Genomic DNA, 22,953 nt, shown 5'->3' on the forward strand with positions numbered 1-22,953 from the left:
CTGATGACTGCTGTGCCTGCCACCGACGTGAACACCGCGTCCCTCGCCGAACTGGACCCCGAGGTCGCCACCGCGATGGCGGGTGAGTTGTCGCGTCAGCGTGACACCCTCGAGATGATCGCGTCGGAGAACTTCGTTCCCCGCGCCGTCCTCGAGGCCCAGGGCAGCGTGCTCACCAACAAGTACGCCGAGGGCTACCCGGGTCGCCGGTACTACGGCGGCTGCGAGTTCGTCGACGTCGTCGAGGACCTGGCGCGGGGTCGTGCCAAGGAGGTCTTCGGCGCGGAGTTCGCGAACGTCCAGCCGCATGCCGGCGCGCAGGCCAACGCCGCGGTGCTGATGGCGCTGATGAACCCGGGCGAGAAGCTGATGGGCATGGACCTCGCGCACGGCGGTCACCTCACCCACGGCATGAAGCTGAACTTCTCCGGCAAGCTGTACGAGGTCGCGTCCTACGGCGTCCGTGAGGACACCCACGTCGTCGACATGGACCAGGTCCGCGAGACCGCGCTGCGGGAGAAGCCGCAGGTCCTGATCGCCGGCTGGTCCGCGTACCCGCGTCACCTCGACTTCGCTGCGTTCCGCTCGATCGCCGACGAGATCGGCGCCAAGCTGTGGGTCGACATGGCGCACTTCGCCGGTCTGGTCGCCGCGGGTCTGCATCCGTCGCCGGTCCCGCATGCGGACGTCGTCTCCACCACCGTCCACAAGACCCTCGGTGGCCCCCGCTCCGGCATGATCCTGGCGAAGAAGGAGTGGGCGAAGAAGCTCAACTCCTCGGTGTTCCCCGGCCAGCAGGGCGGCCCGCTCATGCACGCGATCGCCGCGAAGGCCGTCGCGATGAAGATCGCCGGCACCCCGGAGTTCAAGGCCCGTCAGGAGCGCACCCTGGCCGGTTCGAAGATCCTCGCCGAGCGCCTCGGTGGCGCCGACGTCGCCGGCAACGGCATCTCGGTGCTCACCGGTGGCACCGACGTCCACCTGGTGCTGGTCGACCTGCGTCACTCGCAGCTCGACGGCCAGCAGGGTGAGGATCTGCTCCACGAGATCGGCATCACCGTCAACCGCAACGCCGTGCCGTTCGACCCGCGCCCGCCGATGAACCCGTCGGGCCTGCGAATCGGCACCCCGGCCCTGGCCACCCGTGGCTTCGGCGATGCCGAGTTCACGGAGGTCGCCGACATCATCGCGACCGCGCTGGCCAAGGGCGCCGACGCGGACGTCCCGGCGCTGCGTGCCCGCGTCTCCAAGCTGGCGCAGGACTTCCCGCTGTACGACGGCCTCGAGAACTGGGGCCTGCTGCCCAAGGCCTGATACTCGGTCCACGACGGCCCGTGCCCGATGGGGTGCGGGCCGTCGTCGTGTTCACGGCCCGGCCGATATCGCCGGGCGGTCGGGGTGGTCGTAGCGCACCACGATGTCCGCCGGGGCGTCGATCGCGGCGTCGTGTGCGAGCAGTGGATCGATCGTCCACAGATTCTCGGGCCGGGTGCGGCGCTCGAGGGCGCCGCGGGAGAGTGTCAGTTGCACGACCACATCGGGATCGAGGCCGCGTCCGTGCAGCATCGGGCCGGCGATCAGGAGCACCTGGCCGGGGCCAGCCTCGACGACGGATGCCCGCGCCGAACGGTCGGCGGCCTCGTCCCACAGCCGGGGTAGCCACTGCCGCCGCTCACGGAGCGCCGTCACGACCTCCCGCAGCAGCGCGGGATAGTCGAACCATCCGTGGCGGTAGCTGTAGTCGTCGCGATGGCCGTGCTCGAACCGGAGCGACGCCGGCCGGACGTAGTCGTGCAAGGACACCACCGCGGCGGGACGCCCGGAAAGACGCAGGCGTGCGGCCACCCGCTCGGCGAACTCCACCGGATCCGCTGCGTCCGCGCCGGAGATCGCGACCACCCGGACAGCCGGTGCGGAGGCGGCGCGAGTAGCGACCAGTTCGATCAGTCCGTCCGGGGCGACGGGGCGGAAGGCGATCATCGATCCAGTGTGGCGGACCGGCACCGGGCCGGGGCGGGGCGGGGCGGGTGGATCTTCACGTGAGCTGCCGTTCACGTCGACTTCACTCGACACGCCGGACGCGTGCACTGGGCGATGGGTCCGGGGGCGTAGCGTCGCGCGTAACAGACAGCAGGCGAAGTTGTCTGTACGGGAGGTCCTGATCGTGACTGGAACATTCAGTGCGAGGGGGCCGGCACCCGGCCCTCGTGTCATCTGACACTCGGGCCCGGACCGGTCCAGCGAACAGGTTTGCGCGGGTGCCACGCAAACGAACGAGGAGCCTCACGTGACCGCAATCAGCTCCGTCCGCACCTACGTCCTCGACACCTCGGTCCTGCTCTCGGACCCGTGGGCCGTCAGTAGATTCGCCGAACACGAAGTGGTGCTGCCACTGATCGTGATCAGCGAACTCGAGGACAAGCGCCACCATCACGAGCTGGGATGGTTCGCCCGCGAAGCGCTGCGGATGCTCGACGACCTCCGTCTCGAGTTCGGTCGTCTCGACCGCCCGGTGCCGATCGGCACCGAGAACGGCACACTCCAGGTGGAACTCAACCACACGGACCCTTCCGTGCTCCCAGTCGGATTCCGCACGGACAGCAACGATTCCAGGATCCTGGCCTGTGCTCTGAACCTTGCTGCCGAAGGCAAGGACGTCGTGCTGGTCAGCAAGGACATCCCGCTCCGGGTCAAGGCCGGCGCGGTGGGTCTGCCGGCCGACGAGTTCCGTGCACACGACGTGGTCCCGTCCGGCTGGACCGGGATGACGGAGATCGACGTCAGCTCCGAGTTCATCGACCAGTTGTTCTCCGAGGGCGTCGTCGACCTGGACGAGGCGCGGGAACTGCCCTGCCACACGGGTATTCGGCTCCTCGGTGGCCGGTCCAGTGCGCTGGGGCGCGTCACGCCGGACAAGCGCGTGCAGTTGGTGCGTGGTGAGCGGGAGGCATTCGGGCTGCACGGCCGATCCGCGGAGCAGCGGGTGACGCTGGATCTGCTTCTCGACGAGAGTATCGGGATCGTCTCGCTCGGCGGCAAGGCGGGCACCGGTAAGTCCGCGCTGGCGCTCACGGCCGGACTCGAGGCTGTTCTGGAGCGGCGCAGCCACCGCAAGATCGTCGTCTTCCGTCCGCTGTACGCGGTGGGGGGTCAGGAACTGGGCTACCTGCCGGGCAGCGAGAGCGAGAAGATGGGCCCGTGGGCGCAGGCCGTCTTCGACACCCTCGACGGCCTCGCCAGCCCCGAGGTGATGGAGGAAGTGCTCAGCCGCGGAATGCTGGAAGTGCTGCCCCTCACGCACATTCGTGGCCGCTCACTACACGACTCCTTCGTGATCGTGGACGAGGCGCAGTCCCTCGAGCGCAACGTTCTGCTCACTGTGCTCTCCCGGCTCGGCACCGGATCGCGGGTCGTGCTCACCCACGATGTCGCGCAGCGGGACAACCTGCGGGTCGGGCGGCACGACGGCGTCGCCGCGGTCATCGAGAAGCTCAAGGGGCACCCGCTGTTCGCGCATGTGACTCTCACTCGCAGTGAGCGTTCGCCCATCGCCGCGCTGGTGACGGAGATGCTCGAGGAGTTCGGTCCCGCCTGAGTAGTCCACCGGGGGTGGGCATTCGCAGCCACCGGACGGCTGCCGAGGGGGGAGGTGGCCGGACGGTGGCTGCGGCCGGCGTGACCGCACCCACCGCCCGGCGGTGCAGCGCTCGCCCGCGTCGGGGGGTGGGCGAGTGCCGCTGCTGCTTCGACAGAGGAGAAGCAGCGACTCAGACGCTAGCCGCCACAGTGGTCACGGGAGAAACCGAAACCGGACGACAACGGGCATTTCATCCATGATTTCACCCCACGAACCGGATCGCCCAGCCGGGTCGCGCCAGCGTGCGGCCGGTTCCACCCTCAAATCGTTGTTCAATATTGAAACGTGTTCTAGATTTGCCGCAGTGGTTCGTCGTCGCGTACCGAGGGGTGGTCATGGAGCAGAACACGGGTCAGGACGAGCAGTTCGACGTCGTGGTGGTGGGTGCCGGAGGCGCCGGTATGGCCGCCGCGATCACGGCTGCGCACCAGGGGCTGAAGGTGGTCATCGTCGAGAAGTCCCGGTACTGGGGCGGTTCCACGTCTCGGTCCGGTGGTGGCGTCTGGATCCCCGGCAACTCGGTGTTGAAGCGTGAAGCCCCCGCCGACGACGTCGAGGCGGCCCGCCGCTACCTGCACAGCATCATCGGTCCCGGCGTCGACCCGGCCCGTATCGACACCTACATCGACCGCGGTCCCGAGGCGCTGCAGTTCCTCGTCGACCACTCGCCGCTGAAGCTCGAGTGGGTGAAGAACTACTCCGACTACTACCCGGAGGCGCCCGGTGGACTGTCGACGGGGCGCTCGTGCGAGCCCAAACCGTTCGACGCGCGGGCGCTGGGTGACGACCTCGCCACGCTGCACCCGCCGTACAGCAAGGCTCCGCTCAACGTCGTGGTCAAGCAGTCCGACTATCGCTGGCTCAGTACCGGACTGCGGCACTGGCGCGGACCGGTCCGGATGATCAGGGTCGGGATGCGGACGTTCGTCGCGAAGGCGCGGCGGCAGAAGCTCATCGGGATGGGTGGCGCCCTCATGGCCGAACTCATGCTCGGTGTGCGCGGGGCTGGCGTCCCGGTGCGGCTGAACACCGGCCTGGTCGACCTCCTCGTCGAGGACGGGCGCGTGACCGGGGTCGTCGTCGAAACCGGCAGCGGCAAAAGCACACTGAGGGCGGAGTACGGCGTCGTCCTCGCGTGCGGTGGTTTCGACGCCAACGACGAGATGCGAAAGAAATACCAGCGTGCGCCGATCGGTTCGGAATGGACGATCGGTGCCCCGAGCAACACCGGCGACGGCATAAACGCGGGACTGAAGGTCGGGGCCGCAATCGATTTCATGGACGACGCGTGGTGGGCGCCGTCCATCCCGCTGCCCAAGGGGCCGTGGTTCGCGCTCGCCGAACGGTCGCTGCCGCGCAGCATCATGGTCAACGACCGGGGCGAGCGGTTCATGAACGAGTCGCTCCCGTACGTGGAGGCGACGCACCGCATGTACGGCGGCGAGTTCGGTCAGGGCGAAGGTCCCGGCGAGAACCTCCCGGCATGGCTGATATTCGACCAGACCTACCGGGACCGCTACCTCTTCGCGGGCGTCACCGCGCGCAGCCCGCTGCCGCGCAAGTGGCTCGAGAGCGGCGCGATCGTGAAGGCGTCGAGCATCGAGGAACTCGCCGGCAAGATCGGCGTCCCCGCCGACGCGCTCGCGGCGACCGTGGAGCGGTTCAACGGCTTCGCGCGCAGCGGAACCGACGAGGACTTCCATCGCGGTGAGAGCCGCTACGACCACTACTACGGCGACATCACGAACAAGCCCAACCCGAGCCTCGGGGAACTCACCAAGGCGCCGTTCTACGCCGCGCAGATGGTGCCCGGCGATCTCGGGACGAAGGGCGGGATAGTCACCGACGTGGACGGGCGGGCGCTGCGCGAGGACGGTTCGGTGATCGAGGGGCTGTACGCGGCGGGCAACACCAGCGCCCCCGTGATGGGTCACACCTACGCCGGGCCCGGCGCCACCATCGGGCCGGCGCTGGTGTTCGGTTATCTTGCGGCACTGGACATCGCCGCCAAGGCGGGGCGTCCGCTCAGTCCTCGCTGAGCGGACCCAACTCGGCTTCGAGAACCTCCTGCACGACGCGCATCGCGGCGAGCCCGGCGGGAGCGCCGCAGTAGGCGCTCGCATGGATCACGGTCTCGACGATCTCGGTGCGGGTGAGCCCGTTTCGGAGGGCACCCCGGACGTGGCCGCGTAGTTCGTTCTCGGCGCGCAGCGCGATGAGCATGCCGAGGTTGATCAGGCTGCGGCTGCGGCGGTCCAATCCGGGGCGGGTCCACACCGATCCCCAGACGTGTTCGGTGATGAACTCCTGAATGTCCTCGGAATCGGTGCCGCGTGTGCGCTCGAAAGCCCTCTCGACGAAGTCGGCGCCCATCACCTCGGTGCGGACATCGAGGCCGGCCTCGAATGCGGGGGAGGAGTTCTGCTGTTCGGTCATCGCCGTCGGCTTCCTGTGTGAGGATCTCGCGGCACGTATCGCCGGTACCGCACGGTCAGGGAGCCTACCCGCGTCGGTCACCACCCCGGAGTGCGCGGGCCGTCGCGGTGACGGTGCCCACAGCCACGTTGCCCCAGCTGAAGCGGTCCCGCCAGACCGCGATCCGGCCGTCGCGCAACTCGAAGGTTCCGCACACCCAGAACGTCGAGCGCAGTGGGCCGACGAACAGCGTGTCGATACGTTCGGTGAGGACAGCGTCGCCGTCGCTCGCGATGTTCTGCATCACCGCCTCGAAACGCCGAGTCGGCTTGTTCGCGAAAGCGAGTGCCCGCCGGACCGCGGACAGTCCGCGCAATGTCGGGAGTGTCGTGTTCTGCCACACGATGTCCGGGGTGAGGTACTCGACCGCGCGGTCGACGTCCATGTCGGTGAGGGCCGCGAAGAAGTCCTCGACTACCTGTACTGCTGCGTCCGGTCGGTTTTCCACGGTGCACTCCTGGTGAATCGTCGTGGGGCTACTCGTCGTCCGCCCTGGTCATGGCGAGAACGTCCAGGCGACGGTCGAGTTCGGCCTCGGTGAGTCCGTCGCCGATCAGTCCGCGATCGATCACGGTCTGCCGAATCGTCTTCTTCTCCTTCAGTGCCTGTTTCGCGACCGCGGCGGCCTCCTCGTAGCCGATCGCGGAGTTGAGCGGGGTGACGATCGACGGCGACGACTCGGCGAGCGTGCGCAGGTGCTCCTCGTTCGCTTCGAGGCCGGCGATGCAGCGATCGGCGAACAGTCGGGAGACGTTGGCGAGCAGACGGAACGACTCGAGCAGGTTGCGCGCCATCACCGGGATGTACACGTTCAGCTCGAACGCGCCGGCCGCGCCGCCCCACGCGACAGCGGCGTCGTTGCCGACCACCTGCGCTGCGACCTGTGTGACCGCCTCGGGCAGAACAGGATTGACCTTGCCGGGCATGATCGAACTGCCGGGCTGAAGGTCCGGCAACCGGATCTCGCCGAGACCGGTCAGCGGGCCCGAGCCCATCCACCGGACGTCGTTGGCGATCTTCGTCAGTGAGACGGCGACGGTGCGCAGCGCACCGGACGCCTCCACCAGTCCGTCGCGCGCGGCCTGCGCCTCGAAACTGTTGCGAGCGGGGGAGAGTGCGTCCAATCCCGTGGTGCGGACCAGCTCCGTGACGACCCGGGGCCCGAAGCCGTCCGGCGCGTTGAGGCCCGTTCCGACCGCGGTGCCGCCGATGGGCAGCTCGCCGAGACGGGGGAGCGTCGCGAGGACCCGTTCGATACCGGCCTCGATCTGGTGCGCGTAGCCACCGAACTCCTGACCGAGCGTGACCGGGACGGCATCCATCAGGTGCGTGCGCCCGGACTTGACCACCGTCTTCCACTGTGCCGCCTTGTCGAACAGGGCGAGCCGCAGGTGGTCGAGAGCGGGAACCAGATCCTTGACGGCGGCCTCCGTCGCGGCGACGTGCGTGGCCGTCGGGAACGTGTCGTTCGACGACTGCGACATGTTCACGTCGTCGTTGGGGTGAACCGTGACACCGGCCTTCGCCGCCAGACTCGCGATCACCTCGTTGGCGTTCATGTTCGAACTCGTCCCGGACCCGGTCTGGAACACGTCGATCGGGAACTGGTCGTCGTGGCGGCCGTCGGCGATCTCGTTCGCGGCGGCGATGATTGCGTCGGCCTTGTCCGGATCGAGCAGTCCGAGGTCCTTGTTGACCTGTGCGCAAGCGGCTTTCAGCAGCCCCATGGCGCGAATCTGGGCGCGCTCGAGGCCGCGGCCGGAAATCGGGAAGTTCTCGACGGCGCGTTGCGTCTGGGCGCGCCACAGCGCGTCGACCGGGACGCGGACCTCGCCCATCGTGTCGTGTTCGATACGGAACTGCGGATCGCTGCTGTCGCTCATGCATCCAGCTTGCCACCCGGTCGGCTGCGCCGCCCGTGCGCACTTTCGGTGGTCGGAGCTACCAAAAGTGCGCACAGGCGCGGAGCGCCTAGATCACGGCATCGGGGGCTGTGCGCCGTCGACGCCGTCGAAGTTGATCGACGAGAACTCGTGCAGCTTCTCGAGGCGGTGGTACGCCTCGATCATGCGGACGGTGCCGGACTTGCTGCGCATGACGATCGACTGCGTCGTCGCGCCGCCGCCGTAGTAGCGCACACCCTTGAGCAGGTCGCCGTCGGTGACACCCGTGGCGCAGAAGAAGATGTTCTCGCCGGTGACGAGCTCCTCGGTGCGCAGGACGCGGTCCAGGTCGTGGCCGGCGTCGAGGGCCTTCTGCCGCTCGGCTTCGTCCTTCGGGGCGAGCTTGCCCTGCAGGGCTCCCCCCATGCACCGCAGTGCGGCCGCGGCGATGATGCCCTCGGGGGTGCCGCCGATACCCAGCAGCATGTCGACACCCGAATCGGGGCGGGCCGTCGCGATGGCGCCGGCGACGTCGCCGTCGGAGATCAGCCGGATGCGGGCGCCCGTCTCGCGGATCTCGCGGATGATGTCGGCGTGCCGCGGACGGTCCAGGATCGTGACCGTGGTGTCGGACACCGCGCGATTCTTGGCCTTCGCGACGCGACGGATGTTCTCCGCGACACCGGCAGCCAGGTCGATGACGTCGGCGGCCTCGGGACCGACGGCGATCTTGTCCATGTAGAACACGGCGGACGGGTCGAACATCGCGCCGCGCTCGGCGACCGCGAGCACCGCGATGGAGCCGGGGGCGCCCTTGCTCATCAGCGTCGTGCCATCGATCGGGTCGACCGCGACGTCGCACAGCGGGCCGTCGCCGTTGCCGACCTCTTCGCCGTTGTACAGCATGGGGGCTTCGTCCTTCTCGCCCTCACCGATGACGACGACGCCCTGCATCGAGACCGAGCTCACCATGTGCCGCATGGCGTCGACGGCGGCACCGTCGCCGCCCTCCTTGTCGCCCCGCCCGACCCAACGGCCGGCAGCCATGGCGGCGGCCTCTGTGACGCGTACCAGCTCGAGAGCGAGGTTGCGGTCCGGGGCCTCGCGGCGACTCGATGGGGTGCTGGCCGTCATGGGCAGTGCCTCCTGCAGTCAAGGTCGGCGCAATGTGGTGGCCGACACTTCGGGGCGGTCGACCGCGGTGCGGTCGGGCCGTCGATTCGGTGGACGAATCTCGAGGATGATTCTTTCATTACCCGACGATGCGTGGCCTGCTGGGCCACCCGGAGCCGGGAACAGGAATACTGGACACCGTGCCCGACAAGAAGCCCCGCATCCTGCAGAACGGCCACGACATGATGTGGTCCCTGATCCCGCTCGTGGTCGCGTGTCTGCTGATCGCGGGCGTGGCGAGTCAGTGCTCGTTCAGCCCGGGTGGTCCGAAGCCCGGACCGGTCCCCAGCTTCGACGCGGACGCGGCCTTCAAGTACGACTCGCGCGAGCTCGGCTTCCCGATCCGCAAGCCGGAGATCCCCGAGGGCTGGCAGCCGAACTCGGGCAGCCGCAGCATCGTCTCGGGTGACGGCGGCGGCGACTCGAGCAACATCGGGTTCATCACCGAGGTCGGTCGGTACATCCAGCTCACCCAGAGCGACGCGACGGTGGAGACGCTGGTCCCGTTCGTGGCGGGCGACACTCGGATCCAGAGCGGCACCGAACGGATCGGCAGCCGGCAGTGGGATGTGTTCGACGACGGCGACTCCGAGGCGATCTGGGTCTCGGACTTCGGTGACGCCCGTGTCCTCATCACCGGACCGGCACCGGCGGAGGACTTCAAGCAGCTCGCGGCCGCGATCGACGTGGCACCGTTGCAGCCCTAGGACCGTCGGCGCCGAGTCGTCACTCGGCGTCGTCCTCGTCTACGTCGTCGGCGTGCGCGAGGGCATCCTCGACGCGCTTGCGAGCGCCCGCGAGGTGCTCCTCGCACCGCTTGGCGAGCGCCTCGCCGCGTTCCCACAGCGCGAGCGACTCGTCCAGGTCGAGGCCGCCCAGCTCGAGGGTCTTCACGACGACGACCAACTCGTCCCGTGCCGCCTCGTATCCGAGTTCGGCCACATCGGTGTTGCTCATGATTCTCTTCCCATCACGGCGGCGCGCACGGCGCCGTCGGCCAATCTGACTCGAATCTGCGTGCCGGGTGGCGCGTCGTCGACCGAACGCAGCACCTCGGGTTCGGTGTCGCCGTACACGCGCTGCACCACCGCGTAACCGCGGGCGAGGGTCGCGGCGGGACCGAGCGTGGCCAGCCGCGCCCGCAGGTGCTCGACGGCGGTGGCCTCCGCGTCGATCGTGCGGGTGACGTCCCGGCGCGCGGTGTCGCGGAGCCGTTCCACCTCCTCGGCCCGACGGTCGATCCCGGACAGTGGATCGGCGAGCACCGGTCGGCTGCGCAACTGCGCGACGAGATGCGACTCCCGGGCCACCCAGTTCCGCAGGGCGGCGCCGGCCCGTCCCCGCAGTTCGGAGACCAGGGCCTGCTCGGCCACCGCGTCGGGCACGACACGCTTGGCGGCGTCGGTCGGGGTTGCGGCGCGGAGGTCGGCGACGTGATCGCTCAGCGGGCTGTCGGGCTCGTGACCGATCGCACTGACCACCGGCGTCGTGCACGCGACGATCGCGCGGCACAGCGTCTCGTCGGAGAACGGCAGCAGGTCCTCGACGCTGCCGCCGCCGCGAGCCAGGATGATGACGTCGACACGGGGATCGCGGTCGAGCTCCTCGAGCGCCTCGATGATCTGCGGGACCGCCGTCGGGCCCTGCACCGCGGTGTTGCGGACCTCGAAGCGCACAGCCGGCCACCTCCGCTGCGCGACACTCAGCACATCGTGCTCGGCGGCGCTGGCCCGCCCGGTGATCAACCCGATGGTGCCGGGCAGGAAGGGCAGCGGCCGCTTGAGCCGTGGATCGAACAGACCCTCCGCCGCGAGCAGCGCCCGCAGGCGTTCGATCCGGGCGAGCAGTTCGCCGATACCGACGGCCCGGATCTCGGTGACTCGCAGCGATACGGACCCGCGGCCGGTCCAGAACGACAGCTTGCCGAACATCACGACACGGCTGCCCTCGGTGAGGGGGACAGGCGCATCGCGCAGCAGTTGCGGCGAACACGTCACCGACAGCGACATGTCCACGGACGGATCGCGCAGCACGAGGAACGCCGTCCGGGTCCCCGGTCGGGCGTTGATCTGAGTGATCTGACCCTCCACCCAGACGCTGCCGAGCCGGTCGATCCACTGTGCGACCTTGGTGGAAACGGTGCGCACGGGCCACGGCTGCTCGGGCGAACTGGGGGACGGGCCGCCGGATGCGGGGCGCGCGGAGGTCACTTGGCGCGGGCGGAGGTGATGCGGTTGGCGAGCATCGTCTGGAACGGTGCCCGGGCCGCCGTCCGCTCCTCGTATTCGAGCAGTGCCGTCAGGTCGTCGACCGACAGCGACCGCAGGCGCGAGCGCAGCTGAGCCAGCGTGAGTGCGGCGTAGTCGAGTTCCTCGGCGATCTCCGGAACCGGCACGTGCCCGGTGGCGGGTGCCGACTCCTCCGCCGGTGCCGACGTGGCCGGCGTCTCGTCCTCGCCGGGCGACATCGAGTAGAGGGCGAACCGGCCGGGAGCCGAGCGGCGCTCGGCGTCCTCGGCGCCGTCGGAATCGTCGACGTCCGTTTCACCGTCGGTGTCGAAGTCGGCGCGGTCCTCGTCGAAGACGGCCCATTCGGGTTCTTCCTCGGTGCGGTCGAGAAGGCAGAAGGCGCGGTCACCCTTGATGGCGAGCGCGGTCATCGACTGCTGTACCCGCATCGTGGTCTGCAACACCTGACTGACCGCGGTCATCGGCAGCGTCATGGCCGTGGACGGCAGCTTGAGCGCCTCTTCGTACGCCGTGATGGCTACTCCGGCGGCGACGCGCGCCATGAACGGGGGACGAATCATGGTCACAGCCTGCCTCACGGGCGCGCCATTTGGTAGCCGACGGCGCCGAACGCCCTGCTGTCCGGCGCACGAGTCCGTGCTCGGCGGTCCGTTGGCTGGGTGCCCCGTAGGCTGGGGGCATGTCATCGGCAGTTCCTCTCAATCTGGGTATCGCACGATCGGCCGGCGCGGATGCGGCCGGCGGCGGAAAGCGGGTCCTCCTCGCGGAGCCGCGCGGCTACTGCGCGGGCGTCGATCGCGCCGTCGAGACCGTCGAGAAGGCACTCGAGAAGCACGGGGCGCCGATCTACGTCCGCAAGGAGATCGTGCACAACCGGCACGTCGTGGACACGCTCGCCGAGCGCGGCGTCGTCTTCGTCGACGAGACCGACGAGGTACCCGAGAACTCGGTCCTCGTGTTCTCCGCGCACGGGGTGTCGCCGGCCGTGCACACCGCGGCCGCCGAGCGGAGCCTGCACACCATCGACGCGACGTGCCCGTTGGTGACGAAGGTGCACCAGGAGGCGAAGCGGTTCGCCCGCGACGACTACGACATCCTGCTCATCGGCCACGAGGGCCACGAAGAGGTCGAGGGCACCGCGGGCGAGGCGCCCGAGCACGTGCAGATCGTCGACGGCCCCGACTCGGTGGATGCGATCACGGTCCGCGACGAGGACAAGGTGATCTGGCTCTCGCAGACGACGCTGTCGGTCGACGAGACGATGGAGACCGTGGAGCGCCTGCGAGAGAAGTTCCCGAAGCTGCAGGATCCGCCGAGCGACGACATCTGCTACGCCACCCAGAACCGTCAGGTCGCGGTGAAGGCGATGGCACCCGAGTGTGATCTCGTCATCGTGGTCGGCTCGCGGAACTCGTCGAACTCGGTGCGCCTCGTCGAGGTCGCGTTGGGGGCGGGCGCCCGGGCTGCGCACCTCGTCGACTTCGCCCGCGAGGTGGACCTCGCGTGGCTCGAGGGGGTCCGGACGGTGGGCATCACCTCCGGTGCGTCGGTGCCGGAGATCCTGGTCCGCGGGGTCATCGACCTACTGGCCGAACATGGTTTCGCGGACGTGCAGTCGGTCACCACCGCCAACGAGACCCTGGTTTTCGCGCTTCCCCGCGAACTGCGCGCGGCGCGCAGCTAGAAACCCGCCGGATCAGCCCTCGAACGGGGGCTGATCCGAGCGGTCGCGGTAGCGAACCTCCGGGATCGGATGCGCGGGGACCTCGGCGGTTCGCCGCGGACGGGCCGCGACCGGATCGCGCTGGACGGGGTCCCGGTAGGCGGCTTCGCGGTGCGGACTGCGAGGAATCGGCTCACGCCGGGCGCTCTCGCGGGGTCCGCTCTCACTGCGGAGCGGTTCGCGTCGGCCGTAGTCGCGGCGAGGGGGCGTGTCCTCGTAGGCGCGACCCTCCCGTCCCGGGTAGGGGTTGCCGGGCGAGCCGGCCGGAATGTGTGCGGTGGCGGGTTCCGCCGCGGGCCGGGACGGACGCGCCGCACGGGTGGGTGCGCGACGGTCGTCGGTGACCGGGTCGAAGACGGTGGTGCGGTCGTCGCGGGTGGCGGTGCGGTCGTTGCGTGCGCGACGGGCGCGGGCCGGACGAGCCTCGGCGCGGCGGTCCCGCGGGCGGGCCGGCGCGCTCGGACGAGACTGGACGAGGAAGACCCGCGCGGCCGCGATCAGGCCCACGACGACGGTTGCCGCGAGCATCAACGGAAACCGGTTGACCAGCGGGTAGGCGACATTGATCGCCATGTCCTTGAGGCCCGTGCCCGCGCCGTCGGTGAGGAACTGCGCACCCAGCGGGACGGCGACGAACAGCAGCAACGGCGGCTGCACGACAGCGGTGAACAGGCCGCGCTTGCGGACCGCGAGCACGGCCAGGACACACCCGAGGAAGTACATGGCGGAGAAGGCCGACGTCAGTTCGCTGCCCGAGACGGCGTCGAAGGCGAACCCGAGGAAGGTGGCTCCGGCGGCCACGGCCACGGCGCCCCATGCGGGTATGCCGGGAACGGTGGGCAGTGCGGAACGTTGGTCGAGGGGCACCCCGGATCGAGCGCGTTGGGTTGCGGACACACCTCGAGAGTAGTCGGTTATCGCCCGGCTGCCTCGATGGCGCCGCCGTCGGAGGCCGGGAAATCGCCCACGGTCGGGCCCCGCGCTGTCGGACGGGTGCTCTAGCGTGCTTGCGCATGAGGATCCTCCACACGTCCGACTGGCACATCGGGCGCACCTTCCACGGTGTCGACCTGTTGGCCGACCAGACGCGGGTACTCGATGCGATCGCGGCCGTCGTCGCGCAGCGCGGCGTCGACGTGGTGGTGGTACCGGGGGACGTGTACGACCGGTCGATCCCCAGTGCCGACGCGGTCGCGGTCTGCAACCGCGGGTTCGAGGCCATCCGGTCGGCCGGTGCGGTGATCGTCGCGACGTCGGGCAACCACGATTCGCCGGTGCGGCTGGGCGCCGGCGCGGCCTTCGCCGCAGCCGGCGGACTGCATCTGATGACCCGTGTGTCGGCGCTCGACGTCCCGGTCGTGCTCGACGACGACCACGGTCCGGTCGCGTTCTACGGCATCCCGTACCTCGAGCCCGAGATCACGCGGACCGAGTTGGGTGTGCCGCAGGCACGGTCGCACGCGGAGATCCTCGACGTCGCGATGGCGAGGATCCGAGCCGATCTCGACGAGCGTCGCGCGGGTGCGCCCGGGTTGCGCTCGGTGCTGCTGGCGCACGCCTTCGTGGTGGGTGGCGAGGCCACCGGTTCGGAGCGCTCGATCTCGGTCGGCGGTGTGGAGACGGTGTCGGCGTCGGCGTTCGACGGGGTCGACTACGTCGCGCTCGGGCACCTGCACTCGCCGCAGACACTCGCGGAGAACGTCCGCTACAGCGGATCGCCCCTACCGTATTCGTTCGGGGAGCGTTCCCATCGCAAGGCGGTGTGGCTGGTGGACGTCGACGCGGCCGGTCTCGCGACGGTCGAGCGGCTCGATCTGCCGGTGGTGCGCGGCCTCAGCCAGCTCACCGGGACCCTCGACGAGTTGCTGAGCGACGCCGCGTTCGATTCCGCCGAGGACCACTACGTGTCGGCGGTACTCACCGACGCGCTGCGCCCGGTGGACGCCATGCGCGCCCTGCAAACCCGATTCCCGTACGCGGTGCACATGGAATGGCAGCGCCCCGAAGGCAATCCGGAGCTGAGGTATCGCGACCGGGTGCGTGGGCGTTCCGATCTCGAGATCGCGGAGGGTTTCCTGACCGACGTGCGCAGCGACGCGACGCCCGGCGAGGTGCAGCTGTTCGAGCAGGCGCTCCGGAGCGCCACCGCGGCCGAGGTGCCCACGCGCACAGGCGGCCCGGCCGACCTTGCCGAGGCGTCCGCGTGAGACTCCACGATCTCCAGGTGACGGCGTTCGGTCCGTTCGCCGAGACCGTCACCGTCGACTTCGACGAGCTCGGCGCGGACGGACTGTTCCTGTTGCACGGGCAGACCGGCGCGGGCAAGACGACGATCCTGGACGCGGTTGCCTTCGCGCTCTACGGAACGGTCCCCGGTGCCCGCAAGGAGGGCAAGCGTCTGCTGTCGGACCACGCACCGGCGGGATCGGTGCCGGCGGTGACGCTGGAGGCGACGATCGGCGGCCGTCGGATCCGGATCACGCGCAGCCCCGAATACCAACGTGCCAAGAAGCGCGGCACCGGCACGATCACCGAGAACGCCAAGGCGACTCTGGCGTGGCTCGACGGCGACGGCGAGAACCTGTCCCGGATCCCGGACATCGCCCGCGAGGTCGAGCGTCTGCTGGGGATGACCGCCGACCAGTTCTTCCAGGTCGTGCTGCTGCCGCAGGGCGAGTTCGCGAAGTTCCTGCGCGCCGACAACGAGGAACGCGGCAAGCTGCTCGAGAAGCTTTTCGACACCACGCGTTTCAAGGCGGTCGAGGAGTGGTTCGTCGACCGCAAGCGGGCGAGTGACGCGCGCGTCGTGGAGCAGCGCAAGCAGGTCGAGCTGGCGCTGGCGAAGGTGTCGGCGGCAGCGGGGATCGAGGCAGGATCCGACGGCGAGCCGCTGGTCTGGGCGCGGCGCCTGCTCGACCAGGCGATCGAGACCGCGGAGCTGACCGCGACCGACCTGGTTCGCGCGCGGGCCGTGGGCGAGAAGGCTCGCGCGGCGGCGACGAGAGCTCGGCAGAGGCTCGAACTGCAACGTCGCCGGGACGCCGCGCGCGCGGCGATCGTCGAACTCGACGAGCGCGCCGACGAGCGTGAGGCACTGGCGGCCGAGGCGGCTCGCGCGGTGCGAGCGGAGGCCGTCGCATCCGCCTCGGCGGAAGCCGATTCCGCGACGAGTGCAGCCGAGGCGGCGCGCCGGCAGGCGCGCGCGGCAGCCGAGCAGCTGGCGGCGTCCGAGGACGGTGCCGGTCTGGTGGCGCGGCTCTCGTGGCCGCAGTCGGACGCGGATCGCGCGACGATCCGCGCCCAGGAGCGGGACTGGGCGGCCGAGGTGGTCCGCTTGGATGCGCTGCTCGGCGAGGCGCGCACGATGACGCGCGGCGAGCGCGACCTGGACGAGATGCGCCGCCGCAGTGCCGATCTGGATCGACAGGCCGAGCAGATCGCCTCCCAGCGGACGCGGCTACCGCAAGAGCTGGCCGCGGCGGAGGAGACGTTGCGCCGGACCGAGCAGGCGCACAGCCTCCTGCCGGGCTCGGAGGAGGCCGCCGTACGTGCTGCGGACGCCGCTTCCGCCGCCGAGGAACTCGTCACGGCGGCAGAGACATTGGACGCCCGACGCGGCGCGGTGGCGCGGGCGCGCACCGCGCACCAGGACGCGCGCGCTCGGTTGCTGGACCTGCGTGAGCAGCGCATCGCGGGCATGGCCGCGGAGTTGGCGGGGCAGCTCGTCGACGGCGAGCAGTGCGTGGTGTGCGGCTCGGTGGAGCACCCCGTGCCGGCGCTCCCGAGCGGCGCGACGGTCACCAAGGACGACGAGGAGGCTGCCCGGGACTCCGAACAGCGGGCCGCGGCGGTGCTCGAACGCGAGACGGAACGTCTGGCGGAGACCGAGCGGCACGTCGACCGGTTGGCCCAGCGCACGAAGGGGGGCGACCTAGACGAGCTGCGCCGGATCCACGCCGCCGCGCTGGCCGAGGTCGAGAAGACCCGCACGGTGGCCGCCGGACTCGCGCAGGCGACCGCCGCGGTGAACGACTTGCGTTCGCGCGGATCCCGATTGGAGGAACAGGCCCGGTCGCTCGACGCCGATCATGCCGCGCTCCGCGTGCGGATCGAGGCCACCGAGACCCAGGTGGCCGAGTTGCGTGCCCGGCTCGTCGCCGCGGCAGGAAACGACGCGAGCGTTCCGGCTCGGCGGGATCGGTTCGACGATCTCGCGACGCGTGCAGCACAACTGCTCGACGTCCGCGATCGGGCCGCCGCGCTCGAGGCCACTGCGCACGACGCCCGGAGCCGCGCCCTCGCCGCCGCCGCCGATGCAGGGTTCGCCTCGATTGCCGACGCGTTGGAAGCGGTGCGCCCGACGCAGCGAATCGCGGAGATCGAGGCCACCCTGGCTGCGGCGCGGGACCGGCTCGCGGCCGCTCGCGCGGTACTCGCCGAGCCGGACGTCGTCGCGATAGACGGTCTGGAGCCAGTCGACCTGACCGCCCCGGAGGCAGCCGAGCGGGAGGCGGCGCGGGCCGTCGAGGCGGCCGCCAGTGCGGCCGACGAGGCGGAGAACCGCCGACGTAACCTCGAGCACTACATCGACCAGTTGGAAGCGACCCTGACCGCGCTCGGGCCGGTCCTCGCCGAACACGAGGAACTGGCCGGGCTGGCCGACGTCGTCGCCGGACGCGGCCAGAACTCACGCAAGATGTCGCTGCGCTCGTACGTGTTGGCCTCGCGGCTCGAGGAGGTCGCGCTGTCGGCGTCGGTGCGGCTGCGCCGCATGTCCGCCGGCCGATACGAGTTCGTGCACTCGGACGAGGCGGGCTCCCACGGCCGCCGCGGGGGACTCGGGCTCGACATCCGCGACGACTACACCGGCGTGGTCCGCTCCGCGAAGACCCTGTCGGGCGGCGAGTCGTTCCTCGCATCCCTGTCGCTCGCGCTCGGGCTCGCGGACGTCGTGGCCGCCGAATCGGGTGGCGTCGTGCTCGACACGATGTTCATCGACGAGGGGTTCGGCACGCTGGACGCCGACACCCTGGACCTGGTGATGGGCGTGCTCGACGAGTTGCGGGCGGGCGGGCGCGTGGTCGGCATCGTCAGCCATGTGGACGAGATGCGCCAGCGGATCCCGAGCCGGCTGCACGTGTTGCGCGGCCGGACCGGGTCCACGTTGGAGATGATTGCCGGCTAGATCGTCGGCCCCGGCAGGTTGGGGTTCGGCGCAGGTTCGGCGATCGGGCTGGGCTCGTCGGTGGTGGGCTCGCCGATCAGGGGGGTGACGGCGCCGCCGGCCGTCGCGTCGGCGGCGTCCAGCAGGGCGTCCTCCTGGAGCCGTTCGTCGATCTGCTCGCCGAGGTAGCGGATCACCACCGCGCCCACCGCTGCGACCGGGACGGCGAGGAACGCGCCGACGATGCCGAACAGCGAGCTGCCGGCGGTGACGGCGAGCAGCACCACCACGGCGTGCAGCTTCATGCTCTTGCTCTGCAGCACCGGCTGAAGGACATTTCCTTCGATCTGCTGGACCGCGATGATGATGGCGAGCACGATCAGCGCGGTGGTGAGGCCGTTCGCCACCAAGGCGACCAGGACGGCGAGGGCGCCGGCGACGAACGCACCGACGATCGGAACGAAACCGCCGATGAACGTCAGGATCGCGAGGACGGGGGCGAGCGGCACCCCGAGGATCAGCAGCCCCGCGCCGATGAAGACCGCGTCGATGAGGCTGACGAGGGCCTGCGTGCGAATGAAACCGCCGAGGGTGTCCCACATCCGCCCGAGGACCTCTTCGAGGTGCCGTCCGGCGCGGCCGCCGCTGACTCCGTGGAGCCACGGGATGAAGCGCGGGCCGTCCTTGACGAAGAAGAAGGCCAGGATCAGCACGAGGAAGAGGGTGACGACCATCGACCCGGCCGTGGTGACGCCGGTGAAGACGCCCGACGCGATCGCGGTGCCGGATTCCTGCAGCTTCGACGTGATGGCGTGGACGGCCGTGTCGATCTGGTCGTCCTGCAGGTTGACCGGAGGCCCCTTCAACCAGTCCTGCACCTGCTGGATGCCCTGTGTGGCCTTGTTCGCCAGTTCGGGGGCTTGGTCGACGACCGACGGCACGATGAGAGCCACGACGCCGCCGAAGAGGGCGAAGAAGATGAGCAGGGTGATGGATGCCGCACCGGCCGGCGGCACTCCGCGCTTGGTGAGAGCCCGCGTGGGCGGCCACAGCACGGTACTCACGACGATCGCCAGCATCACCGGGAGCGCGATCACCCACAGCTTCTGCAGGATCCAGCCGACGACCAACGCGCCGATCGCGATCGCGGCGAGGCACAACGACCACTTCGCCAACCACAACCCGCCGGCGCTGATCACCTCGCCGCGCTCACGCAGCCGCGGTCGCTCGGTGGGCAGGGCGGTCTTCTTCAGGCTCACAGGGTGAGGGTCCTTCCACAGGCTGGTGACAGTGACCTGTCGAATCTACGCATTTCTCCGCGGAACGGCGCGAGTAATCGATCCGGTCACGGGCCGGTAAAAGCCGACATTCGGTGTTCGAGGCGTCCGTAGTATCCGGCGCATGACGAGAATCAACGGGAGACTCACCGCAGCGATCGTCACCGCAACGGCCGTCGTGCTCGCGCTCGGAGCGTGCTCGAACGACAACGGCACATCCGAGGAAACCAAGGAGAGGATCAGTTCGGCGGTCACGTCCACACCCGAGACCGGCCCTGGGGAGGCCCTCAAGTCGAGCATCCAGGCGACGGCGTCGGGCCTGGTGTCGAGCATCCAGGCAACGGCCTCGAGTGCGGTGTCGGGGATCGGCGGGGCGTGGGACAACGCCAAGCTGACGACCTTCGTGGCCGCGTTCCGGACCGCGTACCCGAATCTGTCGAGCGACCGCGACGACGAGTCGATCGAGTCGATCGTCAAGGAGACGTGCACCGCGATCGACTCGGGTGCGAGCGACGAGCAGTTGTCGGCGAAGGTCAAGGAGACCGCCGCGAACGACGGGACGGTCCCGACGGACGATCAGGTGGACCGGATCCTGCAGCTGGTGCGTCCGGCCTGCCCGTAGCGCCGACGGTCGGAACCGCGTGGCCGGTCAGAACCGCGCGGCGTCGGCGGCCTGCCAGTCGCGCCGCCAATCGGCCGGCGCGTGGTCGAGGAGCGCGCCCGGCTCGAGCCACTCGTAGAGCTCGGCGTATGTGCGGGTGGTCACGCCGTCGATGCGCCGGTTGAGCATCGACGGCGTCAGCTCGGCGAAGCTGTCGAGGCCCATCGAGGCGACCATCTGCTTGGCGCTCGCAACGGTGGCCTGCTGGAACCGCGCGACGCGCGCAGTCTTGTCGGGGACGTCGAGGGCCCGCGTGCGGGCCGGATCCTGGGTCGTGACGCCCACGGGGCACCGGTTCGTGTGGCACTTCTGCGCCTGGATGCAGCCGACCGCGAACATCATCGCGCGGGCGGCGAGGGTGAAGTCGGCGCCCTGGATGATGCGTTTGACGATGTCCGCGCCGCTCGCGACCTTGCCCGACGCTCCGATCTTCACGCGGTCGCGCAGCCCCGCGCCGACGAGCGCGTTGTGAACGATGATCAGCCCCTCGGTGAGCGGCATGCCCATGTGGTCCTCGAACTCGACCGGCCCGGCCCCGGTGCCGCCCTCCGCACCGTCGACGATGACGAAGTCGGGCGTGACGTCCCGTTCGAGCATGGCCTTGCAGATCGCGAGGAACTCGACGCGCGAGCCGACGCACAGTTTGAATCCGACGGGTTTGCCGCCCGACAGCTGCCGGAGCCGGGTGACGAAGTCGATCAGTTCGACGGGTGTGCCGAACGCCCGGTGTGCGGGTGGTGACGTGACGGTCTCGCCGATCGGCACACCGCGCGCCTCCGCGATCTCGGCGGTGACCTTGGCGCCGGGCAGGACTCCGCCGAAGCCGGGCTTGGCGCCCTGTGACAGTTTGACGGAGATCGCCTTCACCTGGTCGTCGGACGCCTTGGCGGCGAACTGGTCGGGGTCGAAGTTCCCGTCGGGGGTGCGGCACCCGAAGTAGCCGGACGCGATCTCCCAGATGAGGTCGCCACCGTGCTTGCGGTGGTAGCGGCTGATGCCGCCCTCACCGGTGTCGTGCGCGAAGCCGCCGCGTGCGGCACCCGCGTTGAGGGCCTCGATCGCGTTCGCGGACAGCGACCCGAAGCTCATGGCGGAGACGTTGAGCAGTGCGATGTCGTACGGGCGGGTGCAGTCGGGGCCACCGAGCCGGACGGTCGGGGTTTCGGCGGGCGCGATGCGGGCGCGCAACGTGCGTCATGAACTCGTAGCCGACCGCGTGCACGTCCCGCTCGGTGCCGAACGGTTCCTCGTCGAGCGTTCCTTTCGCGCGCTCGTACACCAGATCTCGCGTCTCCCGATCGAACGGTGTTCCGTCGGTTTGGGATTCGACGAAGTACTGCTGTATCTCGGGGCGGATGCGTTCGAGCAGGAACCGGGCATGGCCGAGGATCGGATAGTTGCGCAACACATTGTGGCGTCGCTGCGTGAGATCCCAGGTCCCCGTGACGGCGAGCGCGAACAGGGGAAGGGCGACGATCAGCCACCACCGAGACTCCGTCGCGACAGCGACACCGGCGGCCAGCGCGAGTGCCCAGACACCGACGACGATCGACCAACGAGCCATGCGGCGATGGTAGGCCGAAACGCCGGGCCGTACCCTGACGGGCATTGCGGCGTCGGTGTGTCCGCCGACGCCGGTCGAAGAGAAGGGTGCGTGCGCGCATGGAGTCGGATCCGATCACCGACCTGGAGGCCGAACTGGTCGACATGTGGCGGCGTGGCCGGATCCAGTCACGCGAACGCGCCCGGCAGATCGACCCCAAGCTCGATCCGGCCTGCTACCCGCTCCTGGCGATCCTCACCCGCACCGACGCGGTGCCCATGTCGGCATTGGTGTGCGAACTCGGCTTGGAGAAGTCGACGTTGACGCGGCAGATCGATGCGCTGGTTCGGCTGGGGCTGGTGGAGCGCCGCCCCGACCCGCAGGACGCGCGCGCCCGGCTGGTGGTTCTCACGGACTCCGGTCGCGAACGGCTGACCGCGCAGCGTCGGGCCGTCATCGCACAGTGGCACGAGCGGCTGTCCCGGTGGGATCCCGCCGACGTCAAGCAGCTCACCATGCTGCTCCACCGGCTCGGGGAGAGCACCGCCTGATCCAACCTCCGAATATTAGTTGCGCGATGCAACCATCTGACGTATGGTTGCATGACGCAACTAGTTGGGGAGGTGTGATGGCCGAGGCGACCACGGCGGAGACCCTGATCGGGCTCCTGCGGGACGTCATCCGTCGGGGGCGTGAACTCAACGCGCACCTCGCGCGCGAATCCGACGGCGATCTCCTCACCGAACCTCTGGGTGCACTGTTGTCGCTCGTCGGGGCGGCCGAGGGGAGCCGGTGCAATGCGCTGGCCGACCGGATGCGGATCACCCCGTCGACGTTGAGTCGGCACATCGCCCATGCGGAGGAACTCGGGTATCTGACGCGGATTCCCGATCCGGCCGATAGGCGAGCCACGCTGCCGGCGCTCACCGCCGCGGGCGAAGCGATCCTCGAGCGGTACCGGTCGCGTCAGCGTGAATGGTTGCTCCACTCGATCTCCGATTGGACGGACGACGAGGTGCAGCAGCTCGTGGACGGGCTGACGCACCTGAAGGCGTCGTTTCGGGACCGGGTTTCGGCGCTCTGACGCCGCATCGTCAATTCCTTTACCAAGTAATCGTTTTCGAGCTCACTCGAAGAATTCGTGAGGTTTCTGCATGAGTACATCCGT

At 69.6% G+C, this 22,953-nt stretch carries 20 protein-coding genes and 1 pseudogene; 10 read left to right on the plus strand and 11 right to left on the minus strand.

All coding sequences use genetic code 11. The features are described 5' to 3' along the window. Window positions 1-3: 3 nt before the first annotated feature. Window positions 4-1,314 (plus strand): serine hydroxymethyltransferase, encoded by a 1,311-nt coding sequence (gene glyA, locus C7H75_RS07420; RefSeq protein ID WP_005514635.1) that lies wholly within the window; start codon window positions 4-6, stop codon window positions 1,312-1,314. 51 nt (window positions 1,315-1,365) lie between these two features. On the opposite strand, the gene C7H75_RS07425 is transcribed toward glyA, so the two are convergent. Continuing rightward, window positions 1,366-1,980, minus strand: coding sequence for a nucleoside/nucleotide kinase family protein (locus C7H75_RS07425; protein ID WP_081183015.1), 615 nt, complete (start codon window positions 1,978-1,980; stop codon window positions 1,366-1,368). A 307-nt stretch (window positions 1,981-2,287) separates the two neighbouring features. Between C7H75_RS07425 and phoH2 the strand changes: the two genes are divergently transcribed. Together phoH2 and kstD are read left to right on the plus strand one after the other, a co-directional pair. Beyond that, window positions 2,288-3,595 carry an RNA 5'-3' helicase PhoH2 gene (gene phoH2, locus C7H75_RS07430; protein ID WP_106851171.1) on the plus strand — a complete coding sequence of 436 codons (1,308 nt, stop codon included), beginning with the start codon at window positions 2,288-2,290 and terminating at the stop codon, window positions 3,593-3,595. Window positions 3,596-3,972: 377 nt separating this feature from the next. Further along, a complete protein-coding gene (kstD, locus tag C7H75_RS07435; RefSeq protein ID WP_064058965.1) occupies window positions 3,973-5,676 on the plus strand; it encodes a 3-oxosteroid 1-dehydrogenase in 1,704 nt (567 codons plus the stop codon). Here kstD and C7H75_RS07440 read toward each other — a convergent pair. From C7H75_RS07440 to glpX, 4 genes are all read right to left on the minus strand, one after another. Continuing rightward, the gene (locus tag C7H75_RS07440; RefSeq protein ID WP_005514631.1) at window positions 5,663-6,073 is read right to left on the minus strand and encodes a carboxymuconolactone decarboxylase family protein; all 411 of its coding nucleotides are present in this window, start codon (window positions 6,071-6,073) and stop codon (window positions 5,663-5,665) included. The genes kstD and C7H75_RS07440 overlap by 14 nt on opposite strands. Window positions 6,074-6,137: 64 nt before the next feature. Beyond that, window positions 6,138-6,560: a limonene-1,2-epoxide hydrolase family protein gene (locus C7H75_RS07445; RefSeq protein WP_005514630.1), complete on the minus strand. Its 423-nt coding sequence runs from the start codon at window positions 6,558-6,560 to the stop codon at window positions 6,138-6,140. Between the two features lie 28 nt (window positions 6,561-6,588). After that, on the minus strand, window positions 6,589-7,995 hold the full coding sequence (locus tag C7H75_RS07450; protein WP_005514629.1) for a class II fumarate hydratase: 1,407 nt from the start codon (window positions 7,993-7,995) through the stop codon (window positions 6,589-6,591). 93 nt (window positions 7,996-8,088) lie between these two features. After that, a complete protein-coding gene (gene glpX / locus C7H75_RS07455) occupies window positions 8,089-9,129 on the minus strand; it encodes a class II fructose-bisphosphatase (RefSeq protein ID WP_005514628.1) in 1,041 nt (346 codons plus the stop codon). A 179-nt stretch (window positions 9,130-9,308) separates the two neighbouring features. On the opposite strand from glpX, the gene C7H75_RS07460 reads away from it, so the two are divergent. Beyond that, on the plus strand, window positions 9,309-9,875 hold the full coding sequence (locus C7H75_RS07460) for a DUF4245 domain-containing protein (RefSeq protein WP_013415300.1): 567 nt from the start codon (window positions 9,309-9,311) through the stop codon (window positions 9,873-9,875). A 19-nt stretch (window positions 9,876-9,894) separates the two neighbouring features. On the opposite strand, the gene C7H75_RS07465 is transcribed toward C7H75_RS07460, so the two are convergent. The 3 genes from C7H75_RS07465 to C7H75_RS07475 are packed head-to-tail and all read right to left on the minus strand — an operon-like array spanning window position 9,895 to window position 11,977. Then, complete coding sequence (locus tag C7H75_RS07465; RefSeq protein ID WP_005514626.1) at window positions 9,895-10,125, minus strand: exodeoxyribonuclease VII small subunit; 231 nt, start codon at window positions 10,123-10,125, stop codon at window positions 9,895-9,897. Beyond that, on the minus strand, window positions 10,122-11,378 hold the full coding sequence (gene xseA / locus C7H75_RS07470) for an exodeoxyribonuclease VII large subunit (RefSeq protein WP_084870489.1): 1,257 nt from the start codon (window positions 11,376-11,378) through the stop codon (window positions 10,122-10,124). The genes C7H75_RS07465 and xseA overlap by 4 nt, the downstream gene beginning before the upstream one ends. Next, window positions 11,375-11,977 carry a lipid droplet-associated protein gene (locus C7H75_RS07475; protein WP_081183563.1) on the minus strand — a complete coding sequence of 201 codons (603 nt, stop codon included), beginning with the start codon at window positions 11,975-11,977 and terminating at the stop codon, window positions 11,375-11,377. The genes xseA and C7H75_RS07475 overlap by 4 nt, the downstream gene beginning before the upstream one ends. A gap of 119 nt (window positions 11,978-12,096) precedes the next feature. On the opposite strand from C7H75_RS07475, the gene C7H75_RS07480 reads away from it, so the two are divergent. Further along, the gene (locus C7H75_RS07480; protein ID WP_005514623.1) at window positions 12,097-13,101 is read left to right on the plus strand and encodes a 4-hydroxy-3-methylbut-2-enyl diphosphate reductase; all 1,005 of its coding nucleotides are present in this window, start codon (window positions 12,097-12,099) and stop codon (window positions 13,099-13,101) included. A 12-nt stretch (window positions 13,102-13,113) separates the two neighbouring features. Here the strand turns inward: C7H75_RS07480 and C7H75_RS07485 are convergent, their stop codons facing one another. Beyond that, on the minus strand, window positions 13,114-14,037 hold the full coding sequence (locus tag C7H75_RS07485) for a DUF6542 domain-containing protein (protein ID WP_175274723.1): 924 nt from the start codon (window positions 14,035-14,037) through the stop codon (window positions 13,114-13,116). 116 nt (window positions 14,038-14,153) lie between these two features. Here C7H75_RS07485 and C7H75_RS07490 point away from each other — a divergent pair, with 116 nt between their 5' ends. Next, entirely contained in the window at window positions 14,154-15,347 is a 1,194-nt protein-coding gene (locus C7H75_RS07490; RefSeq protein ID WP_084845557.1) for a metallophosphoesterase family protein, read from the plus strand. Then, entirely contained in the window at window positions 15,344-18,325 is a 2,982-nt protein-coding gene (locus C7H75_RS07495) for an AAA family ATPase (RefSeq protein WP_106851172.1), read from the plus strand. Before C7H75_RS07490 ends, C7H75_RS07495 begins: the two co-directional genes overlap by 4 nt. Here C7H75_RS07495 and C7H75_RS07500 read toward each other — a convergent pair. Further along, window positions 18,322-19,563: an AI-2E family transporter gene (locus C7H75_RS07500; RefSeq protein ID WP_013415306.1), complete on the minus strand. Its 1,242-nt coding sequence runs from the start codon at window positions 19,561-19,563 to the stop codon at window positions 18,322-18,324. The genes C7H75_RS07495 and C7H75_RS07500 overlap by 4 nt on opposite strands. A 142-nt stretch (window positions 19,564-19,705) precedes the next feature. Here C7H75_RS07500 and C7H75_RS07505 point away from each other — a divergent pair, with 142 nt between their 5' ends. Continuing rightward, a complete protein-coding gene (locus tag C7H75_RS07505) occupies window positions 19,706-20,203 on the plus strand; it encodes a hypothetical protein (protein ID WP_013415307.1) in 498 nt (165 codons plus the stop codon). 27 nt (window positions 20,204-20,230) lie between these two features. Here the strand turns inward: C7H75_RS07505 and C7H75_RS07510 are convergent. Further along, a pseudogene (locus C7H75_RS07510) lies at window positions 20,231-21,806 on the minus strand (FMN-binding glutamate synthase family protein). Between the two features lie 98 nt (window positions 21,807-21,904). Between C7H75_RS07510 and C7H75_RS07515 the strand changes: the two are divergent. After that, the gene (locus C7H75_RS07515; RefSeq protein ID WP_106851173.1) at window positions 21,905-22,336 is read left to right on the plus strand and encodes a MarR family winged helix-turn-helix transcriptional regulator; all 432 of its coding nucleotides are present in this window, start codon (window positions 21,905-21,907) and stop codon (window positions 22,334-22,336) included. A 77-nt stretch (window positions 22,337-22,413) separates the two neighbouring features. Further along, a complete protein-coding gene (locus C7H75_RS07520) occupies window positions 22,414-22,869 on the plus strand; it encodes a MarR family winged helix-turn-helix transcriptional regulator (protein ID WP_005514612.1) in 456 nt (151 codons plus the stop codon). Window positions 22,870-22,953 lie beyond the last annotated feature (84 nt).

It is taken from the genome of Rhodococcus (subgen. Prescottella) equi (assembly GCF_003013675.1).
Lineage (GTDB): Bacteria > Actinomycetota > Actinomycetes > Mycobacteriales > Mycobacteriaceae > Prescottella > Prescottella equi.

Coding starts and splice junctions, on each gene's coding strand:
- C7H75_RS07465 (WP_005514626.1), bottom strand. CDS start 10,125: ATGAGCAACACCGATGTGGCCGAACTCGGATACGAGGCGGCACGGGAC.
- C7H75_RS07520 (WP_005514612.1), top strand. CDS start 22,414: ATGGCCGAGGCGACCACGGCGGAGACCCTGATCGGGCTCCTGCGGGAC.
- C7H75_RS07515 (WP_106851173.1), top strand. CDS start 21,905: ATGGAGTCGGATCCGATCACCGACCTGGAGGCCGAACTGGTCGACATG.
- C7H75_RS07480 (WP_005514623.1), top strand. CDS start 12,097: ATGTCATCGGCAGTTCCTCTCAATCTGGGTATCGCACGATCGGCCGGC.
- kstD (WP_064058965.1), top strand. CDS start 3,973: ATGGAGCAGAACACGGGTCAGGACGAGCAGTTCGACGTCGTGGTGGTG.
- C7H75_RS07505 (WP_013415307.1), top strand. CDS start 19,706: ATGACGAGAATCAACGGGAGACTCACCGCAGCGATCGTCACCGCAACG.
- C7H75_RS07450 (WP_005514629.1), bottom strand. CDS start 7,995: ATGAGCGACAGCAGCGATCCGCAGTTCCGTATCGAACACGACACGATG.
- C7H75_RS07490 (WP_084845557.1), top strand. CDS start 14,154: ATGAGGATCCTCCACACGTCCGACTGGCACATCGGGCGCACCTTCCAC.
- glpX (WP_005514628.1), bottom strand. CDS start 9,129: ATGACGGCCAGCACCCCATCGAGTCGCCGCGAGGCCCCGGACCGCAAC.
- glyA (WP_005514635.1), top strand. CDS start 4: ATGACTGCTGTGCCTGCCACCGACGTGAACACCGCGTCCCTCGCCGAA.
- C7H75_RS07425 (WP_081183015.1), bottom strand. CDS start 1,980: ATGATCGCCTTCCGCCCCGTCGCCCCGGACGGACTGATCGAACTGGTC.
- C7H75_RS07440 (WP_005514631.1), bottom strand. CDS start 6,073: ATGACCGAACAGCAGAACTCCTCCCCCGCATTCGAGGCCGGCCTCGAT.
- C7H75_RS07475 (WP_081183563.1), bottom strand. CDS start 11,977: ATGATTCGTCCCCCGTTCATGGCGCGCGTCGCCGCCGGAGTAGCCATC.